A 17,489-nucleotide genomic window follows, 5' to 3' on the forward strand; every position below is an offset into this window, starting at 1 on the left:
GCGCGTTAATCGAGATGCTCCAGCAGCCGTCGTGCTGCCTCCTGGCCACTGAGCCAGGCGCCTTCAACTCGGCCGGACAAGCACCAGTCGCCACACGCATACAAGCCCTGGTCGGCATCGGCCAGCGCGCCCCATTCGTGATTGCCGGCGGGCCGTGCATACAACCAACGGTGGGCCAGGGCGAAAGAGGGTGCCGGAATCACGCAGCCGACCAGCTCGGCAAATTCGCCCCACAGCTGTTCGATCACTTCTTCCTTGGCCAGGTCGATATGCTGCTTGCTCCACTCGGACGTGGCGTGCAGTACCCAAGTGTCGAGGTGCTCGTCCCGGCCAGGCTTGCTGCGGTTGCGCGCCAGCCAATCGAGCGGGTTGTCCTGTACGAAGCAGCCTTGCATCGGCGTGTCCAGCGCGGTGGCGAAGCCCAGGGCGACAGCCCAGGTGGGTTCCATCACCACGCCGGCCGCCACGGCGGCGAGTTTCGGTGTGGCAGCGAGCAACGGCGTGGCCTGCGGGGCAGGCACTGCGATCACCACGCGGCTGAACGGCCCATGGCTGCAGCCTTCGGTGTCTTGCAAGTGCCAGTACTGCTTGCCACGAAACACCTCGGCGATGCGGCAGCCGAAGTTCACCGTGACGTCCTTGAGCAGGCCGCGGGTAATGGCGCTCATGCGCGGTACGCCCACCCAGCGGGTTTGCTCGTCAGGGGAGGGGGTGAGTTCGCCATTGCGGTAGTTGTACAGCTGCGGCTTCCATTGTGCGGCCCAGCCAGCGGCGACCCACTGCTGCACCTGTTCGACAAAACGCCGGTCGCGGGCAGTGAAGTACTGGGCGCCAAGGTCGAGCGCACCGGCGTCGCTGCGTTTGCTGGCCATGCGCCCGCCACTGCCGTGGCCCTTGTCGAACAGATGAACGGATTGCCCAGCCTTTTGCAGGGCCTGAGCGGCGGAAAGTCCGGCGATACCGGCACCGATGATGGCAATAGGTACTGTCATGATGGCCTCTTCGAACCTTGCTATACGCAGACTACGCTGTCAGGCAAACCTGTACAATGCACAAAGTTTGTATAAGGTTATTCCGCTTCAGAAAGCCGGTTGGCCTATGATTCATCCGAGAGCGTTTGGTTAAAAAAGTGCCTTGTTGTTAAAAATAGACCATCGCCGGACTCTGCGAGGACACAGCCATGCATATATTGCTGACGGGCGGTACTGGTTTGATCGGCCAGCATCTTTGCCAGTACTGGTCAGGCCAGGGCCATCGCCTGACCGTATGGAGCCGACGCCCCGAGCAGGTTGCGCGCCTGTGCGGCAGCGGCGTGCGCGGTATCGCCAAGTTGGAGGATCTGTCGCCCGATGAGCCAGTGGACGCAGTCATCAACCTGGCCGGTGCGCCCATCGCTGACCGGCCGTGGACTGCTGCCCGACGCAACCTGCTGTGGGCCAGCCGCATCACCCTGACCGAACAGCTGCTGGCTTGGTTGGCCAGTCGCGAACAGCGCCCTGAGGTGTTGGTTTCCGGGTCTGCCGTGGGCTGGTATGGCGACGGCGGTGAGCGCGAGCTGACGGAGGCGTCGCCGCCGGTGCGCGAGGACTTCGCCAGCCAGCTGTGCATTGCCTGGGAAGAAACCGCGCTGCGTGCACAGGCGCTGGGCGTGCGCGTGGTACTGGTGCGCACCGGCTTGGTACTGGCCAGTGATGGCGGCTTTTTGTCGCGCCTGCGCCTGCCCTTTAAGCTTGGGCTGGGTGGCCCGCTGGGTAATGGTCGGCAGTGGATGCCCTGGGTTCATATAGACGACCAGGCCGCCCTGATTGATTTTCTCATGCAGCAAAAGGATGCCAGCGGTCCTTATAATGCCTGCGCGCCAGAGCCTGTGCGCAACCGCGAGTTCGCCCGGCGCCTGGGTCGGGCGCTGCATCGGCCCGCGCTGTTACCCATGCCAGGCCTTTTGCTCAAGGCCGGCCTGGGCGAGCTTTCGACCCTGCTGCTCGGCGGCCAGCGGGCGCGCCCGGTGCGCTTGCTGGCAGCGGGTTTCACCTTCCGTTTCAACGATCTGCAATCGGCCCTGGACAACCTGTCCAGGCGCCTCTGACAAAGGACGCTGCATGACCGATCACGCCCTGCTGCTGGTCAACCTGGGTTCACCAGCCTCCACCTCGGTGGCCGACGTGCGCCGCTACCTCAACCAGTTCCTGATGGACCCTTACGTGATCGACCTGCCATGGCCGGTGCGACGCTTGCTGGTGTCACTGATCCTGATCAAGCGCCCGGAGCAGTCGGCGCATGCCTACGCCTCGATCTGGTGGGACGAAGGTTCGCCGCTGGTGGTACTCACGCGCCGCCTGCAGGCCGCGATGGTCGAGCACTGGCCCCATGGCCCGGTCGAGGTTGCCATGCGTTATGGCCAGCCGGCGCTACCGGACGTGCTTGCGCGCCTGGCGGCCCAAGGTGTGCGCAAGGTGACCCTGGCGCCACTTTATCCACAGTTCGCCGACAGCACGGTGACCACAGTGGTGACGCTGGCCAACCAGACCGTCGCCGAGCGCGGCTTGCCGCTGGAGCTGCGCGTGCTGCAACCGTTCTACGATCACCCGGAATACATTGATGCCCTGGTGGCCAGTGCCCGGCCGTATCTGCAGCAGGACTATGACCATCTGTTGCTGAGCTTCCATGGTTTGCCGGAGCGGCACCTGAAGAAGCTCGACCCAACCGGCACGCATGATTTCCAGGCGGCAGATTGCTGCAAGGACGCCAGTGCCGAGATGCGTGCGGTGTGTTACCGCGGGCAATGCCTGGCCACGGCCAAGGCGTTTGCGGCGAAGATGGGCATCCCGGCCGGCAAGTGGTCGGTTTCGTTCCAGTCGCGGTTGGGGCGGGCCAAGTGGATCGAGCCCTACACCGAGACGCGCCTGGATGAGCTGGGCAAGGCGGGCGTGAAGAAGCTGCTGGTGATGTGCCCGGCATTCGTCGCCGATTGCATCGAGACGCTGGAGGAGATCGGCGACCGCGGCAAGGAGCAGTTCATCGAGGCGGGGGGCGAGGAGTTGGTGCTGGTGCCATGCCTGAATGATCACCCGGAGTGGGTGAGGGTGCTGGCTGGGATGTGCGAGAAGGCCTAAACAAGAGGGGGCTGCAATGCAGCCCCTTTGTTTCATGGCTTGGCACGCCTCAAGGCAGCTGATCATCCAGCTTCTTGTGCTTCCAGCCATCATTGCCCGGCAGAATCAGGTTCAGGGCAATGGCCACGATGGCGCACAGGGCAATACCCTTCAGGCCCCAGTCGTCCGGGCCGTCACCGCTGCCGATCAGCACGCCGCCAATACCGAACACCAGGGTTACCGACACGATCACCAGGTTGCGTGCTTCGCTCAGGTCGATCTTGTGGCGAATCATGGTGTTCATGCCCACCGCCGCGATCGAGCCGAACAGCAGGCAGAGGATGCCGCCCATCACCGGTACCGGGATGCTCTGCAGCAGCGCGCCGAACTTGCCGATGAAGGCCAGGGTGATGGCAAAGACCGCCGCCCAGGTCATGATTTTCGGGTTGTAGTTCTTGGTCAGCATCACTGCGCCGGTCACTTCGGCGTAGGTGGTGTTGGGCGGGCCGCCGAACAGGCCAGCCGCAGTGGTGGCCAGGCCGTCACCCAGCAGGGTGCGGTGCAGGCCAGGCTTTTTCAGGTAGTCGCGGCCGGTCACGCTGCCTACCGCAATCACGCCGCCGATGTGCTCGATCGCCGGTGCCAAGGCAACCGGGACGATAAACAGGATGGCCTGCCAGTTGAATGCTGGCGCTGTGAAGTTGGGGATCTCCAGCCACGGTGCGGCGGCGATCTTGGCGGTATCGACCACGCCAAAGGCGAACGACAGGGCAAAGCCTACCAGCACACCCGAGATGATCGGCACCAGGCGGAAGATGCCCTTGCCGAAGACCGCGACGATCAGCGTGGTCAACAACGCCGGCATCGAAATCAGCATGGCGGTCTTGTAAGGCATCAGCGCGGCGCCGTCACCGCCTTTGCCCATGGCCATGTTGGCAGCGATCGGTGCCATGGCCAGGCCGATGGAAATGATCACCGGGCCAATCACCACAGGTGGCAGCATGCGGTCGATGAAACCGGTGCCCTTGATTTTCACCATAAGGCCCATGAAGGTGTACACGAAGCCTGCGGCCATCACGCCGCCCATGGTCTCGGCCAGCCCGAACTGGCCCTTGGCGAGAATGATCGGGGTAATGAAAGCGAAGCTGGACGCCAGGAATACCGGGACCTGACGGCCGGTGACCAGCTGGAACAGCAAGGTGCCGATGCCGGCGGTGAACAACGCGACGTTCGGATCGAGGCCGGTGATCAGCGGCATCAGCACCAGCGCGCCAAATGCCACGAAGAGCATCTGCGCGCCCGAAACGACCTGGCGCCAGAGCGGGTCGTTGAAGCCGTCCTGCATGGTCAGGCGTCCTTCTGCTTGGTGCCGAAGATCTTGTCGCCGGCATCACCAAGGCCTGGAACGATGTAGCCGTGTTCGTTGAGGCGTTGGTCGATCGAGGCGGTGTAGATCTGTACGTCCGGGTGGGCTTGTTCCACCGCGTCGATACCTTCGGGTGCTGCAACCAGTACCATCGCGCGGATTTCCTTGCAGCCGGCTTTTTTCAGCAGGTCGATGGTCGCGACCATCGAGGCGCCGGTGGCCAGCATCGGGTCGATGATCAGCGCCAGGCGCTGGTTGATGTCCGGCGCGAGCTTTTCCAGGTAGGTGTGTGCTTCGAGGGTTTCCTCGTTGCGGGCGACGCCCACGGCACTGACCTTGGCGCCCGGGATCAGGCTGAGCACGCCATCGAGCATGCCGATGCCAGCGCGCAGGATAGGTACCACGGTGATCTTCTTGCCGGCGATTTTTTCAACTTGTACCTTGCCACACCAGCCATCGATCTCGTAGGTTTCGAGTGGCAGGTCCTGGGTAGCTTCGTAGGTCAGTAGCGCGCCGACTTCCTGGGCGAGTTCGCGAAAATTCTTGGTGCTGATGTCAGCACGGCGCATCAGGCCGAGCTTGTGGCGGATCAGCGGGTGGCGGATCTCACGAGTGGGCATAGGGGGGCTCCGAAAGGCGGGCAAAAAAACCGCGCTAGATTAATCTATTCAGCCTTTGCTGTCGTGTAGTCCTTTTGCACGTTAGTCCATAAATGCTTGATCTGTGACGAGCGGATGCGTACCTTTGCCCGCTTTTCCAAAATCCCCCCGGAGAGCGCCATGTCCGCTGATCTCGAGCACATCCGTCAAGTCATGCGCGAGGCAGACTGCCTGTACAACGAAGCCGAAGTGGAAGCGGCCATTGCCAAGGTCGGCGAGCAGATCTGCAAAGACCTGCACGACAAGAACCCGGTGGTGTTCTGTGTGATGAACGGCGGCCTGATCTTCGCTGGCAAACTGCTGACCCACCTGCAGTTCCCGCTGGAAGCCTCGTATCTGCACGCAACGCGCTACCGCAACCAGACCAGCGGTGGTGAGCTGTTCTGGAAGGCCAAGCCGGAAGTGTCGTTCATCGACCGAGACGTGCTGATCGTCGACGACATCCTCGACGAGGGCCACACCCTCAGCGCCATCATCGAGTTCTGCAAGCATGCCGGTGCGCGCTCGGTGCACACCGCCGTGCTGATCGACAAGGACCACGACCGCAAGGCCAGCCCTGATCTGAAGGCCAGCTATGTCGGCCTGCCTTGCGTGGATCGCTATATCTTCGGTTACGGCATGGACTATAAAGGTTACTGGCGCAACGCGAACGGCATCTTCGCCGTAAAAGGACTGTGATCATGAGCCAGCCTGCATTCATCGACCAATCGCTGTTCGCTGGGCTGGCACAAAAAGCCGCAGGCTCCGCGCGTGGTCGTCATCACCACAATTTCCACGCCATGGAAGACCCTTGCCACCGCCTGGCAGTCGGCTTGCAGCCCTCCACCTACATTGCCCCGCACAGGCACCTGAGCGATGACAAGGCCGAGACCTTGCTGGCGCTCAAGGGCCGCCTGGGCCTGTTGATGTTCGATGAGCAGGGCGTCGTGACCGACAAGCGCGTGCTCGAGGCCGGTGGGGATTGCCTGGGCGTGGACCTGCCCCCGGGCATCTTCCATTCCCTGGTGGTGCTGGAAGCAGACAGTATTCTGTTCGAGTGCAAGGCCGGGCCCTACCGGCAGTTGGTCGAGGGCGAGCATGCCCCTTGGGCGCCGCGTGAAGGTGCAGAGGGCATGGCCGAGTATCACGCCTGGATGCTCGCGCAGTTCGATTGATAGCCGCCGTCACTGCGCATGCTAGAGTGCTCCCTCATGCCAAGGAGCCTCACATGCGTGCGATTCTTCCCCTGCTGCTGGCGGTCAGCCTGCCCCTCGCTGCGGCACCGCTGCACAGCCAGTTTCTCCCGCCCGATGACCAGTCTCTGCGCCAGGAAGCGCCGACCGGCCAGCAGCTGCTGCAGGTAACCGACTATTCGGTGGTGGTGGGCGCCCAGCGCCAGTCTGACCAGCAACCGATACCGATCACGGCCTCCCTGCAGATTCGCCTCAAAGGCAAGCCGCTGAGCAAAGGTGCGACCATCGCCCAGGTGCTGCTGAACTTCGATGGCGAAGCCAACAAGAGCCTGAAAAAACCGGTGTATGACGAGAAGTCCCGTACGCTGAGCTTGAACTACCCGGGCAGCGACTACCGTGTGGTCATGGACCTGCTGCGCAACGAGACCGTCTATGTGCAGTTTCTGACCTACGCCAACGGCCATGTCTGGGCCGACTTGCACACCGGGACCGTACGTACGCGTTGAGGCCCGTTGCCTGTGGGGGGTACACTGCCGGCCTTCGAAATCCCGTGATGGTCCAGTTGGAGCCGGCAATGCGTAAAGACAAGAAGCAGGTGATTGGTGACGAAATCAGCGACGACTACATCAAGTCGTTCCTCCAGTTCGAGCCGGCCGATGGCGTGACCTCGCCGTCGCTGCACAAGCTGGTCAAGGCTTACCGTGGCCTGCGTGTGGACGACTTCGAGCGTTTTGTCGGCTTCTTCGTCGAGGCGGGCTACGACCTCGATGGCAAGGACGAGCATGGCAAGACCTTCGTCGAGCAGATCGCCGACCAGCGCACGGCGCCCGAGTACATCGAGATCATCGACAACGCTCGCGGCTGATGCTCTGCAGGTAGAATCTGCAGGCACAAAAAAACGCCCCGAGGGGCGTTTTTCCGTTTCAGCCGGTTCAGGCGTAATGCTTGGCCGGGCTGTCTTCCACCAGGTCCAGCGCTGCATCGTTGTCGGCGCTGATCTTGTGGTACAGGGCCGCATCGGTGGCCAGGGTCTTCTCGCGAGCCGGGAAGATTTCCTTGAGCTTGGCAGCCCAGGCACCTTTGGCCTGCTCGGGGAAGCAGCGTTCGATCAGCTCGAGCATGATCGAGACAGTCACCGACGCACCTGGGGAGGCGCCGAGCAGCGCCGCCAGGCTGCCGTCCTGGGCCGAAACCAGCTCGGTACCGAACTGCAGGATGCCGCCTTTTTTCGGGTCTTTCTTGATGATCTGCACGCGCTGGCCTGCAACTTCCAGGCGCCAGTCTTCGGCCTTGGCCTGCGGGTAGAAGCGGCGCAGCGATTCGAGGCGCTGTTCCATCGACTGCATCACTTCGCTGACCAGGTACTTGGTCAGGTCCATGTTGTCGCGGGCCACGGCCAGCATCGGGCCGATGTTGCCCATGCGCACCGACAGCGGCAAGTCCATCAACGAACCGTGCTTGAGGAACTTGGTGGTGAAACCGGCGTACGGGCCGAACAGCAGCGAAGTCTTGCCGTCCACCACACGGGTATCCAGGTGCGGTACCGACATCGGCGGTGCACCGACCGCGGCCTGGCTGTAGACCTTGGCCTGGTGCTGTTTGACGATTTCCGGGTTGTCGCAACGCAGCCACTGGCCGCTGACCGGGAAACCGCCGAAGCCTTTGCTCTCCGGGATGCCGGAAGCTTGCAGCAGCGGCAGGGCCGCGCCACCGGCGCCGAGGAACACGAAGCGGGCATCGACTTCACGGCTGCCGCCGCTGTTGACATCCTTGATGCTGACGGTCCAGCCAGTGCCGTTACGGCGCAGGCCAACGACCTTCTTGCTGTACTTGACCTGTGCGTCCGGCGAATCACCCAGCAGCTTGAGCAGCTTGTTGGTCAAGGCCCCGAAATTGACGTCGGTGCCTTTCGTCACGCGGGTGGCGGCGATGTGCTGGTCGGCCGGGCGGCCGGGCATCATCAGCGGCATCCAGTCATTCATCACGGCCTTGTCTTCGGTGTATTCCATCTCGGCGAAGGCATGGTGCTGCTTGAGCAGCTCGAAACGCTTCTTGAGGAAAGCCACACCCTTGTCACCTTCGACATAGCTCAGGTGCGGGACAGGGTTGATGAAGGCACGGGCCGAGCCGAAATTGCCTTTCTTGCTCAGGTAAGCCCAGAACTGGCGCGAGACCTCGAACTGGGTGTTGATGTGCACGGCCTTCTTGATGTCGATGCTGCCATCGGCGGCCTGCGGCGTGTAGTTCAGCTCGCACAGGCCAGCGTGGCCGGTGCCTGCGTTGTTCCAGGGGTTGGAGCTTTCCGCGGCCCCGGAGTCCATCGCCTCGACGACCTCAAGCTTCAGGGTCGGGTCGAGCTCCTTGAGCAGTACGGCCAGGGTGGCACTCATGATGCCCGCGCCTACCAGTACTACATCAACCGATTCGTTCTGCGCCATTTAACGCGTCTCCACAATCTACAGCTACCTAATTGACAGCACAGGACCCCAGGGTGCCGGGATCGCCATGTCCGACTCTTCGCAGTTCTTGCAACTTCCGCGGACACCGCCAATCAGTCTTCGGGTTCAGCTATTGAACGCCGTTTGCCACAGGTGCGGCAATTCGACTTATGGTCAAGGTGTCGTGCGTGCGCTATGGAGCGACCTCAGATGCCCATGTGAAATGAGCGCTTCAGCCGCCTGTTCAGGGCTGTAAGGGACACATCAGCTGCTTTTGCACATGCCAGACTGTTCATTTGCTCGCCACACTCTCGTGAAGTTGTGAAAAACCGTTTTTTCACGCTCTTTTGGAGACGTGAACCTCAAAAGGGGACTGCGCGATGGCAACCCACAGGTTCATGCAGTGCGAAGGGCCGGAAAAGCAGGCACGACAGCCGATGCAAGACCTGAGTGGAAGGCTCTCTGTGGGCGAAGCGGTGAAGGTGCCGGGGTCAAACGGCGAGTGCGGGGCCCGATCAGGAGACGTCCTTATAATCGGGGGGAGATTATAACGATGTCGCGGGCAGAAAGGTCGTTATTCGTGCTTTTTATTGCAGCGTTTGTCAGGCTGGCAGGGTGCGTCGCTGCCAATGGCGGCTTGCGTCAGCGCAAACCCGGGCGTTGGCGGGCAGTGGGCGGCCCAGCCAGGTGAGCTGTATTTCCTCGACCTGGACCCAGTTGCTGCCGCTTGGCGGCTGGCGGCATTGCTTGAAGGCCAGGCAGTTGCCGTCGCTGTCGAGGCGGGCATAGGTGGTGTGGCGCGGGCGTTGGAAGAGCAGGGTCCAGAGCGAGGCCATGATCGTCAGTCCTGTGCGTTTGGGCTTGTGCCAAGCTTAACGGTGCGGCCATGAAACGATTATGACAACAGCGGCCAAGCTGCAAGCTGCAAGCGGCAAGATAAAAGCCGGCCCAGCGCGATCCGCTTTTACTTGTAGCTTGCCGCTAGTAGCTCGCCGCTAGGTATACTGTGGGCCTTTGCCGCATTTTCTGGAGAAACGCGCATGTTGCAACGTCTGTTGTTCGGTGTGCTGGCCGTGGCCAGCCTCAGCCTGGTCGGTTGTGCCCACAGCCCGCAACAACTCAGCCCGCAACCCAAGCTCAACGCCCAGCTCGCTGCGGTCGGCCATGGCCAGCCGGTGGTGGTGAAGGTCGTCGACGGTCGGGCTTCGCAGTCCCTCGGTACGCGCGGTGGCATGTACCCCGAGACCAGCACCATCAGCGTCAATGGCAATGACGTCGTGCCCAAGCTGCAGGCTCAGGCCGAGGCCGCCGTGCGCCTGCTGGGCTTCACGCCTACGCCCAATGCCTACAATGCGCCACAGTTGACCGTGACCCTGGCAGAGCTCAAGTACCAGTCGCCGAAAGACAACATGTACGTGACCGAAGCCACCATCGGCGCCACCTTCCGTGCCGATGTGTCGAACGCCAACCGCCGTTACAGCGGCCGTTACGGCGCCTCCCTGGACCAACGCTTCGGCATGGCGCCGAACCAGGAAACCAACACCAAACTGGTGGGTGACGTACTCAGCGATGCGTTGACCCGCCTGTTCAAGGACCCGACCATCGGGCAAGTGCTGGGCGAATAAGCCTCTCGCCGGGTCAGAAGAAACCCGCTGCCTGTTACCAGGTAGCGGGTTTTTTATGGCCTGTGCGGTCTTACGCTGCTTCGATATGAAAATCCAGCAGGCTGACGCCAGTCAGCATGTCCACCTCTGGCAGGTGCTCATGCACATGCCCCCCCAGCGCGCAGTAAACCAGCCACTGACGGTCCTGGACGTTGATGGCAAAACCATCGATCAGCGCCTGCTGCTCATCGCTCTGGGCAACGAAATAGAGGCGGTCCTGGTTTTCGGCGTGCAGCATGAACGCGCTCCGGATCGGGAAAAGGCCGACAGGGTGGCCTGTTCTGATGACGAGCATGTGACAGATGAAATTAAGTGACACTTTGTCGCCAAACCCGGGCGCCAAGGTTGCGCTTCGGTAGAATGCCGGCCTTCGCCGTCGTTCAAACCGAGGTTGTGTAATGTCCTTGCAAGTGTTCTGGGGGTTTCTGGCCGCCCACCCGACCAAGCTGATCAACCTGCTGGCGCTGCTGATGACCTGCCCTGGCGGGCTGCTGCTACAGAATGCACGGCGCCGCGAGGCCATCAGTCGGGAGAGCCTGGCGATGGATGAAGGGGTGGTGGATGCATTCGACCAGCGCGTGCCGCGCTACTACTACATCCTCGGTTTTTCCTGCCTGGCCATGGCCTTGCTGCTGTCCTGGTTCAGTACCTGGGTCTGATGCTTCCGGGCCGCTTTGCGGCCATTGGCCGGCAAGCCGGCCCCACAGGTACAGCGGCGCGCTCAAGGATAGCGCGGGCATTGTGGGAGCCGGCTTGCCGGCGAAAGGGCTGCACAGCAGCCCCACGGTCAGGCAACCGGCGCCTGCAGCTTGACCTGATACTGGTTGCGCACTGGCGTTGCGTACTGCAAGACCAGATACGGCCGCTGCTCTTGTGGGCACGCGTCCAGGCGGCGCTGCCACTCTTCCTTGGCCTTGGCCAGCTCTTCGGCCGGGAACACCTGTTCGGCGCTCGGCACCTGCAGTGCCTCGTCCTTCTCGCCCCACATCGCATAGGCCAGGTAGTGCACCGGGAACAGCCGGTAGCCACCGAGGATCTGCCGGTCGATTTCCTGCGCCAGCTGCTTGGTATCCTCGTAGAACTCGGTCACCGGCGGCGCGAAGTTGATGTGCACACGGCCCTTGTAGCCGGTGATGCCCTTGGCAATGCTGTTGTCGTCCTCGCCCGGCGCCTTCTGGTAAGTGCCGGTGGTGGCGCGGATATACAGCTCGCGCGCCTTGGCCTGGTCGCAGGGGTCGTACTCGTAGCTGATCGACACCGGTGTCAGGTTCAGGCTCTGGATCACTGCGCCGAACGGCTCGTCCTTGCGGCTCATGTGGAACATCTTGAGGATGGCCGAGTCGGTGCGGTCGTCACCATCCTTGGCGCGGCCTTCGGCCTGGGCGATCCAGATCGAGGCGCTGTCGTTGCGGATGGAGTGATTGATGTAGGCCGAGAGCAGCTGATAGGCCGCGAGCTTTTCGCGACGGCCGCTCAGCGAACGGTGGACGATAAAGCTCTTGTTCAGGCGCATCATGTCGCTGACGAACGGCTTTTGCAGCAGGTTGTCGCCGATCGCGATGCGCGGTGTCGGCAGGCCGGCGTGGTACACCGCGTAATTGACGAAGGCCGGGTCCATGACGATGTCACGGTGGTTGGCCAGGAACAGATAGGCAGTACCGGACTTGAGCTGTTCGACGCCGGTGTAGGTGACGCCGTCCGTGGCGCGCTCGATGGTCTGGTCGACGTAGTATTCGACCTTGTCCTGCAAGGTGGAAACGCAGGTGACCCCAGCAAACTCCTGGCGCAGGCGGCGGGCGATCAGCGGCTTGAGCAGCCAGCCGAAAGCGCCAGCGGCGCGCGGGAAGCGGAAGTGGGTGAGGATATCGAGGAATGCCGGGTCGCTGAGCAGGCGTGCCAGAACGGCAGGGACCTCAGCATCGTCGTACGGTCGGATGGCATCGAATTCGCCCATCATGCTCTCTTGTTGGAAACGGCTAGGGTAATAGGTAGGGACGGGGTCCGAAAAACGGCTCGGACACACGCAGGCCCTGTAAACAGACCGGCAATTATACGCACAAGTCACCCCGGAGGCCGCGATGCTGGAAACTGCGTTCTACGATTGCCCTTATTGTGGCGAGGAAGTCGAGACCACGGTGGATCTTTCCGGTGGCGATCAGGAGTACATCGAGGATTGCCAGGTGTGCTGCAAGCCGATTCGCTTCGTGCTGCAGGTTCACGGCGACGAATGGATGCTCGATGTCTACGGTGAGAACGACTGATGCGACGAATCTACGAACCGGAAAACCTGCTGGAGGCCGAAATGCTGGTGGGCATGTTGGCCAGCGAGGGGGTCGAGGTGCACCTGGTCGGCCGCGACCTGATCGGCGCCGTCGGCGAGCTACCGGTGCAAGGCTTGCTCGGCCTGGCGGTGCCCGATGAGCAGGCCGGTTACGCACGGCAACTGATCGATGCGTACAATGGTGCCCAGCCGCTTGCCGGCGACGAACCGGAGAGTTATCCCGGTACCTTGATCTGCTAGGTTCTGAATTCGCCCATGTGTGGACGCTACGCCCTGTTTCGCTGGCCCCAGGAGCTGGCAAGCCTGCCAGGTTTTCCTGCCGGCCAGCCGGCGCAATGGAATATCTCGCCCGCCGCTTCGGTGCTGATCGAGCGCCAGGTCGACGGCCAGTTGCAACTGGCCAAGGCGCGCTGGGGGCTGACCCCCGCCTGGCTTACCGACCTGTCTCGCACCCCAGCCCATGCCCGTGCCGAAACCCTGGCCGAGCAACCCATGTTTCGCGAAGCGCTGCGCCTGCGGCGTTGCCTGATGCCGGCCAACGGCTTTTACGAGTGGCGCGGCACGGTGCGCAAGCGGCCGTACTGGCTGACGCCCGGTGAGGGCTCGTCGCTGTATTTTGCGGCGATCTGGGAGGCTTACCCGGTGCAGGACCAGGTGTGGTTGAGCTGCGCGGTGGTGACCCAGGCGGCCATGAACCAGCGGCGGCCGTTGATTCTGGACAAGGAGGGGCAGGCCGCCTGGCTGGACCCTGAAACACCGCTGCCGCGTTTGCATGAACTGCTGGCCAGCCCGCCGGCAACGCTGCGGGAGCGGGCGTTGGCGAATTTCGTCAACGATCCGAAGCTGGATGCGCCGGAGTGCCTGACGCCGGCCTGATCGTGGCCTTCACCGGCCTCTTCGTGGGCAAGCCCGCGATAGGGCTCGCGTAGGCGAAGAAATCTTACCTGCGGCTATGGCAGCCGTGGACGACTCGGCCTAGGATACGCCGCATGTAAAAAGGGAGTGTTTTCATGCGTAAGTCTTTTGTCGTCAGCCTGTTGAGTGCTGGCATCCTGCTGGCTGGCTGCCAGGCGGTGAATACCACCAGCGGCGGTGCTGTAGGCGTCGAGCGCAAGCAGTACATGTTCAGCATGCTCTCGACCGATGAGGTCAACCAGATGTACGCCCAGTCGTACCAGCAGACCCTTGGCGAAGCCTCGACCAAAGGCGTGCTGGACAAGTCCAGCGCCGATGCCAAACGGGTGCAGGCCATCGCCAACCGGCTGATCGCCCAGGCGCCGAAGTTCCGCCCTGATGCCGCGCAGTGGCAGTGGGAAGTCAACGTGATCAAGAGCGATGAGCTCAACGCCAACTGCGGCCCGGGCGGCAAGATCATCGTCTACACCGGCCTGATCGATCAGCTCAAGCTCACCGATGCCGAGATCGCCGCGGTGGTCGGGCACGAAATCGCCCACGCCTTGCGTGAGCACAGCCGTGAAGCCATGTCCAAGGCCTATGGCGTGGAAATGGCCCGGCAGGGCGCGGGTGCGTTGTTTGGCCTGGGCCAGAACAGCATCGCCCTGGCAGACCAGGTGGTGAACTACGCCATGACCCTGCCCAACAGCCGTGCCAACGAGAACGAAGCCGACCTGATCGGCCTGGAGCTGTCGGCACGGGCCGGGTACGACCCGAATGCCGCGATCACCTTGTGGAACAAGATGAGCAAGGCTTCGGAGGGCGCCCCGCCCGAGTTCATGAGCACTCACCCGGCGTCTGATAGCCGGATCGCTTCGTTGCAGGCGGCGATTCCGAAAGTGATGCCGTTGTACGAAGCGGCCAAGAAGTAATTCGAGCTGCCGAGGGGCCGCCCCTGCAAGGTCCGCGCTGTTCTGTAGGCGCGGCCTTGTGACGCGATAGCGCTGCACAGCAGCCCCAGCTTCGAACGTTACCCCACCCAACCACTGGTCTTCATCGCCGAGTAGACGGCGACGATCGCCAGCACGACGAACGCGGTCGCCGCCAGCCGGCGAATCAGCGTCAGCGGCAGCTTCTCTGCAGCAAAGTTACCCGCCAGCACCACTGGCACGTTGGCAATCAGCATGCCCAATGTGGTGCCGATGATGACCATGATCAGGTGCGGGTACTGGGCAGCCAGCATCACCGTGGCCACCTGGGTCTTGTCACCGATCTCGGCCAGGAAGAACGCGATCAGCGTGGTAAGGAACGGGCCGAAGCGGCGGGCAGGGTTCTCGTCGTCATCCATTTTGTCCGGCACGAGTGTCCACAGGGCCGTGGCGGTAAAGCTCGCGGCAAGGATCCAGTGCAGCGTGGTTTCGCTGAAGAACCCGCTGACCCAGGCACCCACGGCACCTGCGGCGGCATGGTTGGCCAAGGTGGCGGCAATGATACCGGCGATGATCGGCCAGGGTTTGCGGAAGCGCGCGGCAAGGATGAGTGCGAGCAATTGCGTCTTGTCGCCGATTTCGGCCAGGGCGACGATCGCAGTGGGGACCAGCAAAGATTCCAGCATCAGGTTTCCTACGGGGGCGGGTCGACACGGCTATGACACGTACAGCCTTCCCGCCCCGGGTAAGGTGTGCGTGTCATAGGTCTTGTCAAACCCTGGATCCGTCTGTGCGGATCTTGCTCATCAGAGCTGGGTCGCACGCGCCATGGCCTGTGGGCCAAGTATGTTGACGCGTGCCGGGCAAGCAGGGCGCTTGCGGGAGACTACTCCCCTAGGACGGAGCGGATTCTGCCTAGCCGAAACGGTTTCGGCAAGCCCTGTTTTTAACCGCGTGTTGCCCTGTATATCCGAAAACCGTCGGCTTCGGCGCAGGTCTTGCAGTTGCCCAACGCGCCTTCTATCAGCGGTTGATAGCGCAGGAAACTGTTGGCGACCAAGCGCATTTCGCCGCCTTTTCGCAGATGTTGCCCTGATTTTTTCAGCAGGTTTTCCGATGCCTGATAGTTCGTGTGCACCCCGGTGTGGAACGGCGGGTTGCTCAGGATAAGGCTCAGGTCGCCGGGCGCGGCATCAATCCCGTCACCACTGATGACTTCTCCTACAAGGTTGTTGGCTGCCAGGGTGAGACGGCTGGCGGCCACGGCGAAGGCGTCCACGTCCAGCAGGGTGACCTGGCTCTGTGGATAACGGCGCTTGACCGTGGCGCCAAGCACCCCGGCCCCGCAGCCGAAGTCCAGCACATGGCCCACCGGCAAGTTGTCCAGGTGCTTGAGCAGCAGCGCCGTGCCCCTGTCGAGGCGGCCATGGCTGAATACGCCGGGCAGGCTGACCACCTGCAGCGGGCCGTCGTCCAGTTCAAGCTCGAAGCGCTCGGCCAGGCTTTCCAGCGCCTTGGCTTCGGGCGCGTTGTCCACGGTGACCTGCCACAGCTGGCAGTGCCGGGCGCTGTCCAGCTTGCGTGGCTTGCCGAAGGCTTGCAGCTGCTTCGCTGCACCCTCGATGCCGCCGCGTTTTTCGCCCACCAGGTACAGTGCGCGGCCGGCCAGGCGCGAGGCCAGCGCGTTGAGCAGGTAGGCCGCCAGTTCGCGCGACTTGGGCAGGAACAACACCGCCGATTCGAAGGCTACCGGCGGCACTTCGACGCCGTAATGGCTACGCCCGGCAAAACGGCCATCGAGCATGGCCTGGTCGCCGGCATGCCAGGTCCAGCCATGGGCGTTGGGCAACTGGCCGAGCAGGTCGTCAGCCGGCGCGCCGGCGAGCAGCAGCGGACCCTGGAACAGGTCCGCCTGGCGGAGCAATACTTCACTGCGCGGGTCCATGGACGGCGCCTCCTGAAAAAAGTGGCGCAGTGTAGCAGAGCCGGCTTGTGTGCTCAGCTGACCACGCGGCGTGGCTGGCCGGCGAAGAAGGCCTGCGCGTTCTCGCTGAGTTGACCGACGATGCGCTGGCGCGACTCCACGGCGCCCCAGGCGCTGTGCGGGGTGACGATCAGGCGCGGGATATCCCCGGCCAGCAGCGGGTTGCCGTGGACCGGCGGTTCGACGCTGAGCACGTCGGTGGCAGCGCCGCCCAGGTGGCCATTGCGCAAGGTGTCGGCCAAGGCTTGTTCGTCGATCAGGCCACCACGGGCGGTGTTGACTACCAGTGCCCCCGGCTTGAGCAGCGCCAGTTCACGGGCGCCGATCATGTGCCGGGTATGCTCGTTGAGCGGGCAGTGCAAGGTCAGGGCGTCGACCTGCGGCAGCAGGTCTTCCAGCGGCAGGCGATCGTCGCGTGCCGGGCGCCCCGGGATCTGCCCGCTCAGCACGCGCATGCCGAAGGCTTCGGCAAGCCGGGCCACCGCGCCGCCCAGTTCGCCATGGCCGAGCAGGCCGAGGGTCTTGCCCTCCAGTTCGACGATGGGAAAGTCCAGCAGGCAGAACTGGCTGGCCTTGGCCCATTGGCCGTCGGCCACCGCCTGGTTGTAGTCGCACAGGCGCGTGGCCAACGCCAGCAGCAGGGCGATGGTGTGCTGGGCCACCGAGGGCGTGCCGTAGCCCTGGCAGTTGCACACTGTGATGCCCTGGGCGCGGGCCGCTGCCAGGTCGACGTTGTTGGTGCCGGTGGCGGCCACCAGGATCAGCTTGAGCTGCGGGTTGGCCGCCAGGGCCTCGGCGTCGAGCATGACCTTGTTGCTGACCACCGCCACGGCGCCCTGCAGGCGCTGGGCCACCTGGTCCGGGCGGGTGGCGTCGAACAGTTCGAACTCATCGAACTGGCTTTGCAGCGGGGAAAGGTCCAGGTCACCAAGGTCCAGGGATTGGTGATCGAGAAACACGGCGCGACGCGGGCTGGGCATCAGTAGGGCTCCGTTGGCAGGGCAGGGATG

At 63.1% G+C, this 17,489-nt stretch carries 22 protein-coding genes and 1 riboswitch; of the genes, 12 read left to right on the plus strand and 10 right to left on the minus strand.

Translation table 11 applies throughout. From position 1 onward, the window contains the following. Nucleotides 1-5: 5 nt before the first annotated feature. The gene (locus ABEH27_RS18180) at nucleotides 6-992 is read right to left on the minus strand and encodes an NAD(P)/FAD-dependent oxidoreductase (protein WP_346614901.1); all 987 of its coding nucleotides are present in this window, start codon (nucleotides 990-992) and stop codon (nucleotides 6-8) included. A gap of 188 nt (nucleotides 993-1,180) precedes the next feature. Here ABEH27_RS18180 and ABEH27_RS18185 point away from each other — a divergent pair, with 188 nt between their 5' ends. Beyond that, a complete protein-coding gene (locus ABEH27_RS18185; protein WP_346614902.1) occupies nucleotides 1,181-2,086 on the plus strand; it encodes a TIGR01777 family oxidoreductase in 906 nt (301 codons plus the stop codon). Between the two features lie 13 nt (nucleotides 2,087-2,099). Continuing rightward, complete coding sequence (gene hemH / locus ABEH27_RS18190; protein WP_346614903.1) at nucleotides 2,100-3,113, plus strand: ferrochelatase; 1,014 nt, start codon at nucleotides 2,100-2,102, stop codon at nucleotides 3,111-3,113. A 49-nt stretch (nucleotides 3,114-3,162) separates the two neighbouring features. Here the strand turns inward: hemH and ABEH27_RS18195 are convergent, their stop codons facing one another. Both ABEH27_RS18195 and upp read right to left on the minus strand, forming a co-directional pair. Next, nucleotides 3,163-4,437, minus strand: coding sequence for a uracil-xanthine permease family protein (locus ABEH27_RS18195; protein ID WP_346614904.1), 1,275 nt, complete (start codon nucleotides 4,435-4,437; stop codon nucleotides 3,163-3,165). Nucleotides 4,438-4,439: 2 nt separating this feature from the next. After that, entirely contained in the window at nucleotides 4,440-5,078 is a 639-nt protein-coding gene (gene upp / locus ABEH27_RS18200; protein WP_346614905.1) for a uracil phosphoribosyltransferase, read from the minus strand. 159 nt (nucleotides 5,079-5,237) lie between these two features. Between upp and ABEH27_RS18205 the strand changes: the two genes are divergently transcribed. The 4 genes from ABEH27_RS18205 (at nucleotide 5,238) to ABEH27_RS18220 (ending at nucleotide 7,154) form a co-directional block, all read left to right on the plus strand. Then, nucleotides 5,238-5,795, plus strand: coding sequence for a hypoxanthine-guanine phosphoribosyltransferase (locus ABEH27_RS18205; RefSeq protein ID WP_217886500.1), 558 nt, complete (start codon nucleotides 5,238-5,240; stop codon nucleotides 5,793-5,795). Between the two features lie 2 nt (nucleotides 5,796-5,797). Beyond that, complete coding sequence (locus tag ABEH27_RS18210; RefSeq protein ID WP_346614906.1) at nucleotides 5,798-6,271, plus strand: WbuC family cupin fold metalloprotein; 474 nt, start codon at nucleotides 5,798-5,800, stop codon at nucleotides 6,269-6,271. A gap of 53 nt (nucleotides 6,272-6,324) precedes the next feature. Next, nucleotides 6,325-6,795, plus strand: a complete 471-nt coding sequence (locus ABEH27_RS18215; protein ID WP_346614907.1) for a hypothetical protein — start codon at nucleotides 6,325-6,327, stop codon at nucleotides 6,793-6,795. Between the two features lie 68 nt (nucleotides 6,796-6,863). After that, nucleotides 6,864-7,154 (plus strand): PA4642 family protein, encoded by a 291-nt coding sequence (locus tag ABEH27_RS18220; RefSeq protein ID WP_346614908.1) that lies wholly within the window; start codon nucleotides 6,864-6,866, stop codon nucleotides 7,152-7,154. 67 nt (nucleotides 7,155-7,221) lie between these two features. Here the strand turns inward: ABEH27_RS18220 and mqo are convergent, their stop codons facing one another. Both mqo and ABEH27_RS18230 read right to left on the minus strand, forming a co-directional pair. After that, nucleotides 7,222-8,727 carry a malate dehydrogenase (quinone) gene (gene mqo, locus ABEH27_RS18225; RefSeq protein ID WP_346614909.1) on the minus strand — a complete coding sequence of 502 codons (1,506 nt, stop codon included), beginning with the start codon at nucleotides 8,725-8,727 and terminating at the stop codon, nucleotides 7,222-7,224. Between the two features lie 602 nt (nucleotides 8,728-9,329). Continuing rightward, entirely contained in the window at nucleotides 9,330-9,563 is a 234-nt protein-coding gene (locus ABEH27_RS18230) for a hypothetical protein (protein ID WP_346614910.1), read from the minus strand. Between the two features lie 204 nt (nucleotides 9,564-9,767). On the opposite strand from ABEH27_RS18230, the gene ABEH27_RS18235 reads away from it, so the two are divergent. Further along, nucleotides 9,768-10,352 carry a YajG family lipoprotein gene (locus ABEH27_RS18235; protein ID WP_346614911.1) on the plus strand — a complete coding sequence of 195 codons (585 nt, stop codon included), beginning with the start codon at nucleotides 9,768-9,770 and terminating at the stop codon, nucleotides 10,350-10,352. 70 nt (nucleotides 10,353-10,422) lie between these two features. Here the strand turns inward: ABEH27_RS18235 and ABEH27_RS18240 are convergent, their stop codons facing one another. Beyond that, a complete protein-coding gene (locus ABEH27_RS18240; protein ID WP_346614912.1) occupies nucleotides 10,423-10,629 on the minus strand; it encodes a hypothetical protein in 207 nt (68 codons plus the stop codon). 160 nt (nucleotides 10,630-10,789) lie between these two features. Here ABEH27_RS18240 and ABEH27_RS18245 point away from each other — a divergent pair, with 160 nt between their 5' ends. Then, on the plus strand, nucleotides 10,790-11,050 hold the full coding sequence (locus tag ABEH27_RS18245; protein WP_346614913.1) for a hypothetical protein: 261 nt from the start codon (nucleotides 10,790-10,792) through the stop codon (nucleotides 11,048-11,050). 128 nt (nucleotides 11,051-11,178) lie between these two features. Here the strand turns inward: ABEH27_RS18245 and ABEH27_RS18250 are convergent, their stop codons facing one another. Further along, entirely contained in the window at nucleotides 11,179-12,348 is a 1,170-nt protein-coding gene (locus ABEH27_RS18250; protein ID WP_346614914.1) for a 1-acyl-sn-glycerol-3-phosphate acyltransferase, read from the minus strand. A gap of 121 nt (nucleotides 12,349-12,469) precedes the next feature. On the opposite strand from ABEH27_RS18250, the gene ABEH27_RS18255 reads away from it, so the two are divergent. From ABEH27_RS18255 to ABEH27_RS18270, 4 genes are all read left to right on the plus strand, one after another. Then, nucleotides 12,470-12,652: a CPXCG motif-containing cysteine-rich protein gene (locus ABEH27_RS18255; RefSeq protein WP_346614915.1), complete on the plus strand. Its 183-nt coding sequence runs from the start codon at nucleotides 12,470-12,472 to the stop codon at nucleotides 12,650-12,652. Next, nucleotides 12,652-12,912 (plus strand): DUF2007 domain-containing protein, encoded by a 261-nt coding sequence (locus ABEH27_RS18260; RefSeq protein ID WP_346614916.1) that lies wholly within the window; start codon nucleotides 12,652-12,654, stop codon nucleotides 12,910-12,912. Before ABEH27_RS18255 ends, ABEH27_RS18260 begins: the two co-directional genes overlap by 1 nt. 15 nt (nucleotides 12,913-12,927) lie before the next feature. Then, nucleotides 12,928-13,548 (plus strand): SOS response-associated peptidase, encoded by a 621-nt coding sequence (locus tag ABEH27_RS18265; protein WP_346614917.1) that lies wholly within the window; start codon nucleotides 12,928-12,930, stop codon nucleotides 13,546-13,548. A gap of 134 nt (nucleotides 13,549-13,682) precedes the next feature. Then, on the plus strand, nucleotides 13,683-14,498 hold the full coding sequence (locus tag ABEH27_RS18270; protein ID WP_346614918.1) for a M48 family metallopeptidase: 816 nt from the start codon (nucleotides 13,683-13,685) through the stop codon (nucleotides 14,496-14,498). A gap of 98 nt (nucleotides 14,499-14,596) precedes the next feature. Here the strand turns inward: ABEH27_RS18270 and ABEH27_RS18275 are convergent, their stop codons facing one another. From ABEH27_RS18275 to ABEH27_RS18285, 3 genes are all read right to left on the minus strand, one after another. Continuing rightward, nucleotides 14,597-15,178, minus strand: coding sequence for a TMEM165/GDT1 family protein (locus ABEH27_RS18275; protein WP_346614966.1), 582 nt, complete (start codon nucleotides 15,176-15,178; stop codon nucleotides 14,597-14,599). 91 nt (nucleotides 15,179-15,269) lie between these two features. Continuing rightward, nucleotides 15,270-15,402, minus strand: a riboswitch (yybP-ykoY riboswitch). 39 nt (nucleotides 15,403-15,441) lie between these two features. Next, nucleotides 15,442-16,440 carry a class I SAM-dependent methyltransferase gene (locus ABEH27_RS18280; protein WP_346614919.1) on the minus strand — a complete coding sequence of 333 codons (999 nt, stop codon included), beginning with the start codon at nucleotides 16,438-16,440 and terminating at the stop codon, nucleotides 15,442-15,444. Nucleotides 16,441-16,493: 53 nt separating this feature from the next. Then, entirely contained in the window at nucleotides 16,494-17,459 is a 966-nt protein-coding gene (locus tag ABEH27_RS18285; RefSeq protein ID WP_346614920.1) for a 2-hydroxyacid dehydrogenase, read from the minus strand. Between the last annotated feature and the right edge of the window lie 30 nt (nucleotides 17,460-17,489).

The sequence above is a fragment of the Pseudomonas sp. P39-UII1 genome, assembly GCF_039672635.1.
Classification (GTDB): domain Bacteria; phylum Pseudomonadota; class Gammaproteobacteria; order Pseudomonadales; family Pseudomonadaceae; genus Aquipseudomonas.